14 protein-coding genes and 1 tRNA gene are annotated in these 14511 nt (G+C 71.2%); 10 read left to right on the plus strand and 5 right to left on the minus strand.

What is annotated here, in order from left to right:
* Positions 1-111 precede the first annotated feature (111 nt).
* The 5 genes from paaA to ACF1AG_RS13635 are packed head-to-tail and all read left to right on the plus strand — an operon-like array spanning position 112 to position 3743.
* Complete coding sequence (gene paaA, locus ACF1AG_RS13615) at positions 112-1128, plus strand: 1,2-phenylacetyl-CoA epoxidase subunit PaaA (RefSeq protein ID WP_359602114.1); 1017 nt, start codon at positions 112-114, stop codon at positions 1126-1128.
* Positions 1125-1412, plus strand: coding sequence for a 1,2-phenylacetyl-CoA epoxidase subunit PaaB (gene paaB, locus ACF1AG_RS13620; protein WP_359602113.1), 288 nt, complete (start codon positions 1125-1127; stop codon positions 1410-1412). Before paaA ends, paaB begins: the two co-directional genes overlap by 4 nt.
* A complete protein-coding gene (gene paaC / locus ACF1AG_RS13625; protein WP_359602112.1) occupies positions 1409-2146 on the plus strand; it encodes a 1,2-phenylacetyl-CoA epoxidase subunit PaaC in 738 nt (245 codons plus the stop codon). The genes paaB and paaC overlap by 4 nt, the downstream gene beginning before the upstream one ends.
* Positions 2140-2682: a 1,2-phenylacetyl-CoA epoxidase subunit PaaD gene (gene paaD / locus ACF1AG_RS13630; RefSeq protein ID WP_359602111.1), complete on the plus strand. Its 543-nt coding sequence runs from the start codon at positions 2140-2142 to the stop codon at positions 2680-2682. The genes paaC and paaD overlap by 7 nt, the downstream gene beginning before the upstream one ends.
* The gene (locus ACF1AG_RS13635; RefSeq protein WP_391809768.1) at positions 2682-3743 is read left to right on the plus strand and encodes a 2Fe-2S iron-sulfur cluster-binding protein; all 1062 of its coding nucleotides are present in this window, start codon (positions 2682-2684) and stop codon (positions 3741-3743) included. Before paaD ends, ACF1AG_RS13635 begins: the two co-directional genes overlap by 1 nt.
* Positions 3744-3828: 85 nt before the next feature.
* Here the strand turns inward: ACF1AG_RS13635 and ACF1AG_RS13640 are convergent, their stop codons facing one another.
* From ACF1AG_RS13640 to ACF1AG_RS13660, 5 genes are all read right to left on the minus strand, one after another.
* On the minus strand, positions 3829-4158 hold the full coding sequence (locus ACF1AG_RS13640; RefSeq protein ID WP_359602146.1) for a rhodanese-like domain-containing protein: 330 nt from the start codon (positions 4156-4158) through the stop codon (positions 3829-3831).
* A gap of 78 nt (positions 4159-4236) precedes the next feature.
* Positions 4237-5076: a hypothetical protein gene (locus tag ACF1AG_RS13645; protein WP_359602109.1), complete on the minus strand. Its 840-nt coding sequence runs from the start codon at positions 5074-5076 to the stop codon at positions 4237-4239.
* A 90-nt stretch (positions 5077-5166) separates the two neighbouring features.
* Positions 5167-6645: a DUF2252 domain-containing protein gene (locus tag ACF1AG_RS13650; protein WP_391809769.1), complete on the minus strand. Its 1479-nt coding sequence runs from the start codon at positions 6643-6645 to the stop codon at positions 5167-5169.
* A 500-nt stretch (positions 6646-7145) separates the two neighbouring features.
* Positions 7146-7304 carry a hypothetical protein gene (locus ACF1AG_RS13655; RefSeq protein WP_387796019.1) on the minus strand — a complete coding sequence of 53 codons (159 nt, stop codon included), beginning with the start codon at positions 7302-7304 and terminating at the stop codon, positions 7146-7148.
* A gap of 415 nt (positions 7305-7719) precedes the next feature.
* Positions 7720-7803 (minus strand) — tRNA-Leu (locus ACF1AG_RS13660).
* 575 nt (positions 7804-8378) lie between these two features.
* Here ACF1AG_RS13660 and ACF1AG_RS13665 point away from each other — a divergent pair.
* The 5 genes from ACF1AG_RS13665 (at position 8379) to ACF1AG_RS13685 (ending at position 14360) form a co-directional block, all read left to right on the plus strand.
* Complete coding sequence (locus ACF1AG_RS13665; protein ID WP_359747760.1) at positions 8379-9221, plus strand: DUF3662 and FHA domain-containing protein; 843 nt, start codon at positions 8379-8381, stop codon at positions 9219-9221.
* 10 nt (positions 9222-9231) lie between these two features.
* The gene (locus ACF1AG_RS13670) at positions 9232-9738 is read left to right on the plus strand and encodes an FHA domain-containing protein (protein WP_190004372.1); all 507 of its coding nucleotides are present in this window, start codon (positions 9232-9234) and stop codon (positions 9736-9738) included.
* A gap of 132 nt (positions 9739-9870) precedes the next feature.
* On the plus strand, positions 9871-11412 hold the full coding sequence (locus tag ACF1AG_RS13675) for a Stp1/IreP family PP2C-type Ser/Thr phosphatase (RefSeq protein WP_359602144.1): 1542 nt from the start codon (positions 9871-9873) through the stop codon (positions 11410-11412).
* A 27-nt stretch (positions 11413-11439) separates the two neighbouring features.
* On the plus strand, positions 11440-12888 hold the full coding sequence (locus tag ACF1AG_RS13680) for an FtsW/RodA/SpoVE family cell cycle protein (protein ID WP_033273224.1): 1449 nt from the start codon (positions 11440-11442) through the stop codon (positions 12886-12888).
* Positions 12885-14360, plus strand: coding sequence for a penicillin-binding protein 2 (locus ACF1AG_RS13685; RefSeq protein WP_359602106.1), 1476 nt, complete (start codon positions 12885-12887; stop codon positions 14358-14360). The genes ACF1AG_RS13680 and ACF1AG_RS13685 overlap by 4 nt, the downstream gene beginning before the upstream one ends.
* Positions 14361-14511 lie beyond the last annotated feature (151 nt).

Consider the following 14511-nt stretch of genomic DNA (forward strand, 5'->3'; position numbering starts at 1 on the left):
GTTATCCACAGCGGTTGACACCTCGCGGCCCCCGTCTCACCATGGAACCGCACGAACCGAACGATCGGTCGGGAGCGTGCTCCGGGAAGCATCCAGGTCGAGGGGGACCCCATGGCGACAGCAGCCGCCCGCGATACGGCCGGCAGTCCGACGGCGTACGACACACCGGCGGGCCCCGCCGACACCGACGCCTTCCAGCGTGCCTTCGACGCGGCCGTCGCCGCCGAGGAGCGGATCGAGCCGCGCGACTGGATGCCGGACGCCTACCGCGCCACGCTCGTGCGGCAGATCGCCCAGCACGCCCACTCCGAGATCATCGGCATGCAGCCGGAGGCCAACTGGATCACCCGCGCCCCCTCCCTGCGCCGCAAGGCCATCCTCATGGCGAAGGTCCAGGACGAGGCCGGTCACGGGCTCTATCTGTACAGCGCGGCCGAAACCCTCGGGGTGAGCCGGGACGAGTTGCTCGACAAGCTGCACGCCGGCCGCCAGAAGTACTCCTCGATCTTCAACTACCCGACGCTGACCTGGGCCGACGTCGGCGCCATCGGCTGGCTCGTGGACGGCGCCGCGATCACCAACCAGGTGCCCCTGTGCCGCTGCTCCTACGGCCCGTACGCCCGCGCGATGGTCCGCATCTGCAAGGAGGAGTCCTTCCACCAGCGCCAGGGGTACGAGCTGCTCCTGGCCCTCAGCAAGGGCACCCCGGAGCAGCACGCGATGGCGCAGGACGCGGTGGACCGCTGGTGGTGGCCGTCGCTCATGATGTTCGGTCCGCCCGACGACGAGTCGCAGCACTCCGCGCAGTCGATGGCCTGGAAGATCAAGCGGCACTCCAACGACGAGCTGCGCCAGCGCTTCGTCGACATCTGCGTCCCGCAGGCGGAGTCCCTCGGCCTCACACTCCCCGACCCGGACCTCCGGTGGAACGAGGAGCGCGGACACCACGACTTCGGCGCCATCGACTGGTCCGAGTTCTGGGACGTCCTCAAGGGCAACGGCCCGTGCAACGAACAGCGCCTGTCCCGGCGCAGGACGGCCCACGAGGAGGGCGCCTGGGTCCGGGAGGCGGCAGCGGCCCACGCCGCCAAGCACAGCAACGACACGACGGGAGCGACGCGCGCATGACCCACACCGACTGGCCGCTGTGGGAGGTCTTCGTGCGCTCACGCCGGGGCCTGTCCCACACCCACGCCGGCAGCCTGCACGCCCCGGACGCGGAGCTCGCCCTGCGCAACGCGCGCGATCTGTACACCCGCCGCGGCGAGGGCGTCTCGCTCTGGGTCGTGCCGTCCTCCGCGATCACGGCCTCCTCGCCCGACGAGAAGGACCCCTTCTTCGATCCGGCCGCCGACAAGGCCTACCGGCACCCGACCTTCTACGAGATCCCCGAGGGGGTGCAGCACCTGTGACCACGACACCCGCCGCGCACACCGTCCCCACCGCCGCCGCGCTCGCCCTCGGCGACGACGCCCTGGTGCTCTCCCACCGCCTCGGCGAGTGGGCCGGGCACGCCCCTGTGCTGGAGGAGGAGGTCGCCCTCGCCAACATCGCGCTCGACCTGCTCGGCCAGGCCCGGGTGCTGCTGTCGATGGCCGGCGACGAGGACGAGCTGGCCTTCCTGCGCGAGGAGCGCGCCTTCCGCAACCTCCAGCTGGTGGAGCAGCCGGGCGGCGACTTCGCCCACACCATCGCCCGCCAGCTGTACTTCTCGGTCTACCAGCACCTTCTCTACGGCCGGCTGGCCTCCGGAGACGGCCCCTTCGCCCCGCTGGCCGGCAAGGCCGTCAAGGAGGCCGCCTACCACCGCGACCACGCCGAGCAGTGGACCCTGCGCCTCGGCGACGGCACGGACGAGAGCCACGCACGCATGCAGCGGGCCGTGGACGCGCTGTGGCGCTTCACCGGCGAGATGTTCCAGCCCGTCGAGGGGATCGACGGCATCGACTGGCCCGGCCTGGAGAGCGCCTGGCGGGAAGCGGTCGAGGACGTGCTGGGCCGCGCCACGCTCACCGTGCCCGAGGGCCCGCGCACGGGAGCCTGGAGGGCAGGCGCCGGCCGCCAGGGCCTGCACACCGAGCCGTTCGGCCGGATGCTCGCCGAGATGCAGCACCTGCACCGCAGCCACCCGGGGGCGACATGGTGACCACCACGCCCCTGGAGGAGCGGCTGCTGGAGCTCGCCGGCTCGGTGCCCGACCCGGAGCTGCCCGTGCTTACCCTGCGCGAGCTGGGCGTGGTCCGCGCGGTCAGGGCGCACGGTGCGGACCGCGTCGAGGTCGACCTGACGCCGACCTACACCGGCTGCCCGGCAGTCGAGGTGATGAGCCACGACATAGAGCGCGTGCTGCGCGAGAACGGCGTCCGCGAGGTCACGGTGCGCACGGTCCTCGCCCCCGCCTGGTCGACCGACGACATCACCGACGAAGGCCGCCGCAAACTCCGGGAGTTCGGCATCGCCCCGCCGCGCACGGGCGTCGCGTCCGGGCCCGTGCGGGTCGAGCTGGGCCCCACGCGCACCGGCGAGGGCGGTGCCGCCGACGGGACGCGGGAGCCAGTCCGCTGCCCGCACTGCGGCTCCCCGGAGACGGAGCTGCTCAGCCGTTTCTCCTCCACCGCGTGCAAGGCGCTGCGCCGCTGCCTGGCCTGCCGTGAACCGTTCGACCACTTCAAGGAGTTGTGATGGCCCGCTTCCACCGGCTCCGGGTGGCCGCGGTCGACCGGCTCACCGACGACTCCGTGGCGCTCACCCTCGCCGTCCCCCCGGAGCTGCGCGAGGAGTACCGCCACGTGCCCGGGCAGCACCTCACGCTGCGTCGCGTCGCCGACGGCGAGGAGATCCGCCGCACCTACTCGATCTGCTCCCCCGCCCCCGACGGCGGAGCGCCCAGCACCCTGCGGGTCGGGGTGCGGCTGGTGGAGGGCGGAGCGTTCTCCACGTACGCGCTCAAGGAGATCGACCTCGGCGACGAGCTGGAGGTCATGGCCCCTGCGGGACGCTTCACTCTCCCCCCGGCCCCGGGCCTGTACGCGGCCGTGGTCGGCGGCAGCGGCATCACCCCGGTGCTGTCGATCGCCTCGACGCTCCTGGCCCGTGAGCCGGAGGCCCGGTTCTGCCTGATACGCAGCGACCGGACGACCGCCTCGACGATGTTCCTGGAGGAGGTCGCCGACCTGAAGGACCGCTTCCCCGACCGGTTCCAGCTGGTGACGGCGCTCTCCCGGGAGGAGCAGCAGGCCGGGCTGCCGTCCGGCCGGCTGGACCGCGAGCGGCTGTCCTCCCTGCTCCCGGCGCTGCTGCCGGTGGACCGGGTCGACGGCTGGTTCCTGTGCGGGCCGTACGGACTGGTGGAGGGCGCCGAGCGGGCGCTGCGCGGACTGGGCGTCTCCCGCTCCCGCATCCACCAGGAGATCTTCCACGTCGACTCCGGACCGTCCGCCTCCGCCGCAGCCTCGGCTGCCCCCGCGCACAGCACGGTGACGGCACGGCTCGACGGACGCGGCGGCACCTGGCCCGTCCAGGCGGGCGAGTCCCTGCTGGAGACGGTGCTGCGCAACCGCCCGGACGCGCCCTACGCCTGCAAGGGCGGCGTGTGCGGCACCTGCCGCGCGTTCCTGGTCTCGGGCGAGGTGCGCATGGACCGCAACTTCGCCCTGGAGTCGGAGGAGACGGAAGCGGGATTCGTCCTGGCCTGCCAGTCGCGCCCGGTCACGGAGAAGGTCGAACTGGACTTCGACCGCTGAGCCCCGGAGCCCCTGAGACCGCTGGTCCCGTCCCACAGGGCGGGACCAGCGCACGGCACACCCTCCGAGGCGTGCCGGACGACCGTCAGAGCACGTGGCCCGGCTGTCCGTCGTCCGTGACGACGGGACGCCCCGCGGCCTCCCACACCTGCATACCGCCGTCCACGTTCACGGCATCGACGCCCTGCTGGGCGAGATACATGGTCACCTGGGCCGAGCGTCCGCCGGAGCGGCAGATCACATGGATCCGGCCGTCCTGCGGGGCGGCCTCGGTCAGCTCGCCGTAGCGGGCGACGAACTCGCTGATCGGGATGTGCAGGGCGCCTTCGGCGTGACCGGCCTTCCATTCGTCGTCCTCACGGACATCCAGCAGGAAGTCGCCGTCCTTGAGGTCGCCGACCTGGACTGTGGGCACACCAGCTCCAAAACTCATGCCCCCGACGCTACCGGACCGGACCGTGCAGGCCCGCCGGCCGCCGTCCACGGGGCCGGCTCAGCCCTGCAGCGCCGCCAGCTGCGCCTCGCGCTCGGCCACCTGGGCCCGCAGCTGCGCGGCGATGTCCTCGAGGAGTCCGTCGGGGTCGTCGGGCGCCAGCCGCAGCATGGAGCCGATGGCACTCTCCTCCAGGTTCCTGGCGAGCACCGTGAGCAGCTCCTTGCGCTCGGAGAGCCACTCCAGGCGGACGTACAGCTCCTCGGCCGGGCTGGGGACACGCTTCAGCTCAGGCCCGGCCGCCCACTCCTCGGCGAGTTCGCGCAGCTCGTCCGCGCTGCCACGGGCGTAGGCGGCGTTGACGCGGGTGATGAACTCCTCGCGGCGGGCGCGCTCCTTCTCCTCCTGCGCCAGGTCGGGGTGCGCCTTGCGGGCCAGCTCGCGGTAGAGCTTGCGAGCCTCCTCGCCGGGCCGCACCCGCTGCGGGGGACGCACCGGCTGGTCCGTGAGCATGGCGGTGGCCTCGGGGAACAGACCGTCCCCGTCCATCCAGCCGTTCATCAGCTCCTCGACGCCCGGGATCGGCATCAGCCGGGCGCGCGCCTCTTCGGCCTTCCGCCGGTCCTCGGGGTCGTCGCTGCGGGCCGCCCTGATCTCCAGGATCCGGGCTTCCAGCTCCTCGAGGCGGGCGTACATGGGGCCCAGCTTCTGTTCGTGCAGCCGGGAGAAGTTCTCGACCTCGACGCGGAACGTCTCCACGGCGATCTCGAACTCGATCAGCGCCTTCTCCGCCGCCCGCACGGCCTGTTCCAGCCGCTCCTCGGGCCGCGTCGCGCCGTCGCCGGCGGGCTTGCCCTGCGCGCCGGCGCCTTCACCCTGGTCACCTTCCGAGGTCGTCACCCGGACAGCGTAGGCCACCTGCGGGGACGGCACGCCCCGTCGCCGGGGCGTGCGCCGCCGCGGGGCCGGGGCCGCCCGTGGCGGACCGGCTCAGACCCCCATCTCCGCGGCGATCCGGCCCGCGCGAACGGCAGCCACCAGGGCCGTGTGGTCGGCCTCGGTGCGGTCGGCGTAGGCGACGGCGAACGCGGCGACCGCCTCGTCGAGCTCGTCGTTCTTGCCGCAGTACCCGGCGATCAGACGGGGGTCGGCGCTGTGGCTGTGGGCGCGGGCCAGCAGGGCGCCGGTCATACGGGCGTAGTCGTCGATCTGGTCGGCGGCCAGCGCGGCCGGGTCCACGCTGCCCTTGCGGTTGCGGAACTGGCGCACCTGGTACGGGCGGCCGTCGACGGTGGTCCAGCCCAGCAGGTTGTCGCTCACCACCTGCATCCGCTTCTGGCCCTCGACCACACGGCGCCCTTCGTGCTCCGGCTCGGGCGCGTCGAAGCCGGCGGCCGGGAGGTGCGGCGTCAGGGCGGAGGGGCGAGCCTCCTTGACCTGGAGGACGAGCGGTTCACCCCGGTGGTCGAGCAGCAGCACGACGTAGGAGCGGGTGCCGACGCTGCCGGTGCCGACGACACGGAACGCCACGTCGTGCACCGCGTACCGGGCGAGCAGAGGGTGGCGGTCGGCCGGGAGCGTGGCGAGGTACTGCTCCAGGGACGCCGCGACGGCGGACGCCTCGGCGTCCGGGACGCGGCGCAGCACGGGCGGGGCGTCGACGAAGCGGCGTTCGCCGTCCTCGGTGCGTTCCGTGGACCGGGCGGCGAAGCGGCCGCTGGTGTTGGAGCGGGCCTTCTCGGCGACCCGCTGCAAGGTGCCGACGAGGTCGTGCGCGTCGGTGTGGGAGACCAACTCCTCGTCCGCGATGGCGTTCCAGGCGTCCAGCGCAGGCAGCTTGGCCAGCAGCCGCATGGTGCGGCGGTAGGCGCCCACCGCGTCGTGCGCGGCGGCACGGCAGACGTCCTCGTCCGCTCCGGCCTCCCGCCCGGCGAGCACGAGGGAGGCGGCGAGCCGCTTGAGGTCCCACTCCCAGGGGCCGTGCACGGTCTCGTCGAAGTCGTTGAGGTCGATGACCAGGCCGCCGCGGGCGTCGCCGTAGAGGCCGAAGTTGGCCGCGTGGGCGTCGCCGCAGATCTGGGCGCCGATCCCGGTGACGGGCGTGCGGGCGAGGTCGTGGCCCATGAGGCCCGCGGAGCCGCGCAGGAAGGCGAACGGCGTGGCAGCCATCCGGCCGACGCGGATGGGCGTCAGCTCGGGCAGCCGGCCGCGGCCGGACTCCTCCACGGCGGTCACGGCGTCGGGCCGGGACGCGTCCGGGTCCAGGGCGGCGTGGGCGGTCCGGGGGACCCGTGCGCGCAGCGCCTTGCCCTCCCGCTTGGGCGTGCCTGCGGCGGGCCAACGGCCGAATCCCGGCACCTGCGGAAGCCGCGGTCCGGTCCCCGCGCCCGCGGCTCCGGACACCTCGGCGTCCCCTGCAACCCCTTCGGCTCGGGCGTCGCTCGCCACGACCGCCTCCCCCCTGCACATGTGTGCGGTGCACACCTGCCGACATCGATCGAGCAGACCGTACAACCGACGGACGCGCGGGCGGCAGCCCTGTGGACGACGCACAGCCTGTGGACAGCAGGGGGACGAGGCTCCCCCCGGGCCGCCCGACCGTTCGACCGTTCGACCGTTCGACCAGGCTCGGCCCCGGGCCTCGGCCCCGGCCCCAGGCCTCGGCCGCCTGCCCCATCCCGGCCTCCGCTCTGCTACGACCGGATTTCACCCCTCTTGCCGCCCCTGCGCCCACAATTCGATCATGAGATCTTCCTCACATGCGCCGCGCCCACCTCGCCTCCCGCAGGCGGAGAACCTCCAAGACGGCCGCCGGTCAGAAGCGGGCCCGGACCTGGATCACCCCGCGCCGGACACGGGCCGCCAGACCCCGACCGGGTCCACGGCGCTGTCCAGCGCCTAACGGTCGGGCGCTTCGGGAACATCTGTGTGCAGACGGCTCCGAGGCAGGTGCCGTAGGAGTATCCGAGCTAGGTGCCGTAGGAGTACTCGAGGTGGGAGATCTTCTTCCGGTTCCGTTCGTCGGATGTCAGGCCACAGCCGACGGGGGAGCTCCGGTCGATGCCCCGGGGGCCGGATCCGACGAGGTCGTACTTGTTCCTCACGGCCTTGGGAAGCTCGTCGGCCATGTACCGACGACAGTCGGACGACGGCTCGCGCCGGGTTTGCTTCCTCCGCTGCGCAGGCTCCCGAACTGACGGCGCAACAGCGCCGGGGGCGTCGTCCGGAAGTTCCTGCCGGGCTGGGTCAAGAACGAGGCCGTCAACATGTGACCGGTCCGACGGCTACGAGGGCCCCGCGGAGGTGAAGTCCGGCGTCTGGGGCGGCCCGCCGAGCGGTGAGCAGAGCATCACCCAGCTCTGAGACCTTTCTCACAGGGCGGGCTCCGAGAGGCGGGTGCTCAGCAAGACCCACAGAACCCACGCGGATCACCGACGGCTGAGGCCGCCGACGGCCCACTTCGGCATGCCCGGAGACAGACACCACACCGCAGAAACAAGTATGGGCGGCATCGCCATCACGATGCCGCCCATACTTGCGTTGTGCGCGAGGGGGGAGTTGAACCCCCACGCCCTTTCGGGCACTGGAACCTGAATCCAGCGCGTCTGCCTATTCCGCCACCCGCGCATTGGGTGTGTCTTCCGGTCCTTGCCCCGTGGGGCCTGGCGCCTTCCGACATCGAGAACATTAGCACGGTGGCCGGGGTGGATTCACATCCCATATCCGGGGCCGCCTCCGACCGGCGACGCCCCCGCGACCACCCCCGCAGGGCGTCCCGTTCACACCCGCACGGGCCGCAGGCCTGCCGATCCCGAACTCCCCACGCGAGCCCGCCACCGTCGACGGAGGCGACCCACCCCCGCGTTCATGTCGCAGCCATGACCGTCCCACGTATCAACCTCGTACCGGTGGCGTCCGTCTCCCCAGGAGACGGACGGAGACCACCGCCGGGTGCGGGACACTGGTCTGTGGCCCCCTCTACGATCCATGGCAGAACGACGGGCACCACCACGGCCGACGGAGTTCGAAGAGGAGCCTCGGAGGGAACTTCGTCAGGCGTCGACACCCGGCGGCCGGGCGGACAGGGGGAACCAGCCGATCGGGCGGCGCGTGGATACGATCAGTAAGCAGTACCAGGTAAGCGGTGCACGCAACGGTGCACGGGGCAGTACACAGGACGGCAGCGACGGAGGAGGTGCCCCATGGGAGTCCTGAAGAAGTTCGAGCAGCGTCTCGAAGGTCTGGTCAACGGCACCTTCGCCAAGGTGTTCAAGTCCGAGGTCCAGCCCGTGGAGATCGCCGGTGCGCTCCAGCGGGAGTGCGACAACAACGCCACCATCTGGAACCGCGACCGGACCGTCGTGCCCAACGACTTCATCGTGGAACTGAGCACACCGGACTTCGAGCGGCTGAGCCCGTACTCCGGGCAGCTCGGCGACGAGCTCGCCGGCATGGTCCGCGACTACGCCAAGCAGCAGCGCTACACGTTCATGGGTCCGATCAAGGTGCACCTGGAGAAGGCCGAGGACCTCGACACCGGCCTGTACCGGGTGCGCAGCCGCACGCTCGCCTCCTCCGCCAGCCAGGCGGCGGCCCCCGGAGCGGCCGCCGCTCCGCCCCCGCCCGCCGGCCGTCCCGGAGGTTACGGCTACCCGCCGGCCGCCCCCGCGGGCGCCCCGCCCATGCCCGCCGCACCGCCTCCCGGCCGCCCCGGCGGGTACGGCTACCCGCCGGCCGCGGCCCCCGGCCCGGTGCCCGGCGGACGCACCCGCTACTGGATCGAGATCAACGGCACCCGCCACCAGATCTCCCGCCCCACCCTGGTGATGGGCCGCAGCACCGAGGCCGACGTGCGGATCGACGATCCCGGCGTCTCCCGCCGGCACTGCGAGATCCGGACCGGAACGCCCTCGACGATCCAGGATCTCGGCTCCACCAACGGCATCGTGGTGGACGGACAGCACACCACCCGCGCTACGCTCCGCGACGGCTCGCGGATCGTCGTGGGCAGCACCACCGTTATCTATAGGCAAGCCGAAGGGTGAAGCGGGGGCAATGTCAGAGCTGACCCTCACGGTCATGCGGCTGGGTTTCCTGGCCGTTCTGTGGCTGTTCGTGATCGTGGCCGTGCAGGTCATCCGGAGTGACCTGTTCGGCACTCGCGTCACCCAGCGCGGATCCCGGCGCGAGGCCGGCCGGCAGCAGGCGGCCCGCCAGGCTCCGCCCCAGCAGCGCCAGCAGTCCTCCGGCGGCCGCCGCGGCCGCAACACCCCCACCAAGCTGGTCGTGACCGAGGGCACCCTGACCGGTACCACCGTCGCGCTCCAGGGCCAGACCATCACCCTGGGCCGGGCGCACGACAGCACGATCGTGCTGGACGACGACTACGCCTCCAGCCGCCATGCCAGGATCTACCCGGACCGCGACGGCCAGTGGATCGTCGAGGACCTGGGCTCCACCAACGGCACCTACCTGGACCGGACCCGGCTGACGACCCCCACGCCGATTTCGCTGGGCGCACCGATCCGCATCGGCAAGACCGTCATCGAGCTGCGGAAGTAGTACGAGAATGAGCGAGCGGAGCGAGCACGCAGTGGGGGTCCTCACCCAGGGTCCCGGCGCGCTCCCGACCGGAGGGTGGGCAGTGTGGCTCGACACGACCGGCTGTACCCGGAGCCGACGGGCGAGGTGCGCATGAGTCTGTCCCTGCGCTTCGCCGCCGGATCGCACAAGGGCATGATCCGGGAGGGCAACGAGGACTCCGGTTACGCCGGTCCCCGCCTGCTCGCCATCGCCGACGGCATGGGCGGCGCCGCCGCCGGTGAGGTCGCCTCCTCCGAGGCGATCTCCACGATCGTCGCCCTCGACGACGACGTGCCCGGATCCGACCTGCTCACCTCCCTCGGCACGGCCGTCCAGCGGGCCAACGACCAGCTGCGCATGATGGTCGAGGAGGACCCCCAGCTCGAGGGCATGGGAACCACCCTGACCGCGCTGCTGTGGACCGGCCAGCGCCTGGGCATGGTGCACGTCGGCGACTCCCGCGCCTACCTCCTGCGCGACGGCGTCCTCACCCAGATCACCCAGGACCACACCTGGGTGCAGCGTCTGGTGGACGAGGGCCGGATCACCGAGGAGGAAGCCACCACCCACCCGCAGCGGTCGCTGCTGATGCGGGCCCTGGGCAGCGGCGAGCACGTCGAACCCGACCTCTCCATCCGCGAGGTCCGGGCCGGCGACCGCTACCTGATCTGCTCCGACGGCCTGTCCGGCGTGGTCTCCCACCAGACCCTCGAGGAGGCCCTGGCGAGCTACCAGGGCCCCGAGGAGACGGTCCAGAACCTGATCGAGCTGGCGCTGCGCGGCGGCGGGCCCGACAACATCACCGTGATCGTCGCCGACGTGCTGGACCTGGACACCGGCGACACCCTGGCCGGTCAGCTGTCCGACACCCCGGTCGTGGTCGGCGCCGTCGCGGAGAACCAGAACCAGCTGCACGACAACGGCATCATGCAGACCCCGGCGGGCCGTGCCTCCGGCCTCGGGCGGCGGCGCGGCGGGGGCGGCGAGTTCGGCCCGCCCGGCAGCGGTGACGTCACCGGTTTCATCCAGACCGACGGCTTCGGCTACGGCGACGACGACTTCGTGAAGCCCGCCAAGAACCGCCGGTGGATCAAGAGGTCCGTGTACAGCCTGCTCACGCTGGCCGTCATCGGCGCCGGCCTGTACGGCGGATGGCGCTGGACGCAGACGCAGTACTACGTCGGCGCCAAGGGCGAGCACGTCGCGCTGTACCGGGGCATCAACCAGGACCTGGCCTGGGTTTCCCTCTCGAAGGTCGAGAAGGACCACCCCGAGATCGAACTCAAGTACCTGCCGCCCTACCAGCGCAAGCAGGTCGAGGCGACCATCGTCGAGGGCGATCTCTACGGCGCGCGGGAGAAGATCGAGGAACTGGCCGTCCAGGCCTCCGCGTGCAGGAAGCAGGCCGAGCGGCGCGCCGCCGACAGCGAGAACAGCGCGCGTACCGGCGAGGGCGAGGCCGGAGGCACCACGGGAACCACGCCCGCCTCCTTCGCGTCCAAGGCATCGCCGTCGCCGAACCCTTCCGACTCGGCGAAGGCCCCTGACCCGGAGCAGTCCACGACCCCGTCCACGACCGCACCCACTACCAGCCCCGGCCCCAGCCTCTCGGAGGAAGAGCAGAAGGTCGTCTCGCTGTGCGGTAAGCAGTAGGCAAGCCGTGAGAGGCCCTGTCACACGATGAGCAGTACTTCCAACCCGTCGACGCAGCACACGTCCACGATCGGTGCCATCGGCGCGCCCAGCCGCCGCAACACCGAGCTGGCGCTGCTGGTGTTCGCCGTCGTCATCCCGGTCTTCGCCTACGCCAACGTGGGTCTCGCCCTCGACGACCAGGTACCCGCCGGGCTGCTGAGCTACGGCCTGGGCCTCGGTCTGATGGCGGGCCTGGGCCACCTCGCCGTACGCAAGTTCGCCCCGTACGCGGACCCGCTGCTGCTGCCGCTGGCCACGCTGCTCAACGGCCTGGGACTGGTCGCCATCTGGCGCCTGGACCAGTCGGAGAAGCTCCAGGCGAGCCGGACCTTCGTGGAGGCGGCGCCGCGCCAGCTGATGTACTCGGCGATCGGCGTGGCCTTCTTCGTGGCCGTGCTGTTCTTCCTCAAGGACCACCGCGTCCTGCAGCGCTACACCTACATCTCGATGGCCGGCGCGCTGGTGCTGCTGCTCCTGCCCCTGGTCCCGGGTCTCGGGCACAACGTCTTCGGCGCGAAGATCTGGATCAAGATCCCGGGCCTCGGCACGCTCCAGCCCGGTGAGTTCGCCAAGATCGTCCTGGCGGTGTTCTTCGCGGGCTACCTGATGGTGAAGCGCGACGCCCTGGCGCTCGCCAGCCGCCGCTTCATGGGCCTCTACCTGCCCCGCGGCCGTGACCTCGGCCCGATCATCGTGGTCTGGATCATCTCCATCCTGATCCTGGTCTTCGAGACCGACCTCGGTACCTCGCTGCTGTTCTTCGGCATGTTCGTGATCATGCTGTACGTCGCCACCGAGCGGACCAGCTGGATCGTGTTCGGTCTGCTGATGTCCGCGGTCGGCGCCGTCGGCGTCGCGAGCTTCGAGCCGCACATCCAGACGCGTGTGCAGGCCTGGCTGGACCCGATGCGCGAGTTCGAGCTGAGCCGCGCCGGCGTCCAGGACGGCATCGTCCACTCCGAGCAGGCCATGCAGGCGCTGTGGGCCTTCGGCTCCGGCGGCACGCTCGGCTCCGGCTGGGGCCAGGGCCACTCCGACCTCATCGGCTTCGCCGCCAACTCCGACTTCATCCTCGCCACCTTCGGCGAGGAGCTGGGCCTGGCCGGCGTCATGGCGCTGCTGCTGCTCTACGCGCTGATCGTGGAACGGGGCGTGCGCACCGCGCTCGCCGCCCGTGACCCGTTCGGCAAACTGCTCGCCATCGGCCTCTCCGGCGCCTTCGCGCTCCAGGTCTTCGTGGTGGCCGGCGGTGTCATGGGCCTCATCCCGCTGACCGGTATGACGATGCCCTTCCTGGCCTACGGAGGTTCCTCCGTGATCGCCAACTGGGCGCTGATCGGCATCCTGCTGAGGATCAGCGACACCGCCCGCCGGCCGGCGCCCGCACCCGTCTCCAACCCCGACGCCGAGATGACCCAGGTGGTCCGCCCGTGAACAAGCCCCTGCGCCGGGTCGCCATCTTCTGCGGCCTGCTGATGCTCGCCCTGCTCGTCCGGAACAACTGGATCCAGTACGCCCAGGCCGACAAGCTCCGCACGGACGAGAAGAACCGCCGCGTGGCGATCGAGCGGTACGCCACCCCGCGCGGCGACATCATCGTCGACGGCGAGCCCATCACCGGCCACAAGGCGACCGGCGGCGACTTCGCCTACAAGCGGACGTACAAGGACGGCGCCATGTGGGCGCCGGTCACCGGCTACGTCTCCCAGGCCTTCGGCGCCAACCAGCTGGAGTCCATCGAGGACGGCATCCTCACCGGCAACGACGACCGGCTCTTCTTCCGCAACACGCTCGACATGCTGACCGGCAAGAAGAAGCAGGGCGGCAACGTCGTCACCACGCTCAGCGGCGCCGCCCAGAAGGCCGCCTACAACGGCCTGAAGAAGCAGGGCGGCAAGGGTTCCGTCGTCGCCCTGGAGCCGTCCACCGGCAAGATCCTCGCGCTGGCCTCGTACCCGTCGTACGACCCGTCCACGATCGCGGGCAACAGCCTCGAGACGGACTCCAAGGCGTGGGAGAAGCTGCAGAAGAAGAACAACCCGGACGACCCGATGCTGAACCGGGCGCTCCGTGAGGTGTACCCGCCCGGCTCCACCTTCAAGGTCGTCACGGCCGCCGCCGCGCTGGAGCACGGCATGGTCGAGGACGCGGACCAGAAGACCGACACCCCCCTGCCCTACATCATGAAGGGCACCACGACCGAGCTGAAGAACGACGGCGACCTGCCCTGCAAGGACGCCAGCCTCCGCGAGGCGCTCCGCGTCTCCTGCAACACCGTCTTCGGCAAGCTCGGCACCGACCTCGGCAACGACAAGATGCTGGAGACGGCCAAGAAGTTCGGCTTCGGCCAGGAGCACTTCACGCCGGTCCGCACCAGCTCCTCCCTGTTCGACAAGGACATGGAGCCGTCGCAGGTCGCGCTGTCCTCCATCGGCCAGTTCAACACCGCGGCGACCCCGCTGCAGATGGCCATGGTCGCCGCCGCGGTAGCCAACAACGGCACGCTGATGAAGCCGTACATGGTGGACGAGCTGCAGACGCCGAGCCTCGACACCGTGGAGAAGACGGACCCGGAGGAGCTGAGCGAGCCGCTCTCGCCGGAGAACGCCCAGATCCTCCAGTCGATGATGGAGACCGTCGTCAACGACGGCACCGGCGGCAACGCCAAGATCGACGGCGTCACGGTCGGCGGCAAGACCGGTACCGCCCAGCACGGCGAGAACAACAGCAAGAACCCGTACGCCTGGTTCATCTCCTACGCCAAGACCGGTGACGGCAGCGCGCCCGTCGCCGTGGCGGTCGTCATCGAGGACGAGAACGCGGTGCGAGGTGACATCTCCGGTGGCGGCCTCGCGGCCCCGATCGCCAAGAGCGTGATGGAGGCGGTCCTCAAGAGCAAGCAGTGACCCCGGTCACGTCCGCTTCACATCGGTGCACGTTGCGGTACCGGTCCTGTATCGGCTGACGCACTTTGCCAGGGCACAGAAAAAGAGCCGGGTACGGTAGGCCCGGAACGCAGCCTCCGACCGCACAAGGGTGCCGGTCGGGACCGACGGA

This window comes from Streptomyces sp. NPDC014764 (assembly GCF_043082785.1).
Lineage (GTDB): Bacteria > Actinomycetota > Actinomycetes > Streptomycetales > Streptomycetaceae > Streptomyces > Streptomyces althioticus.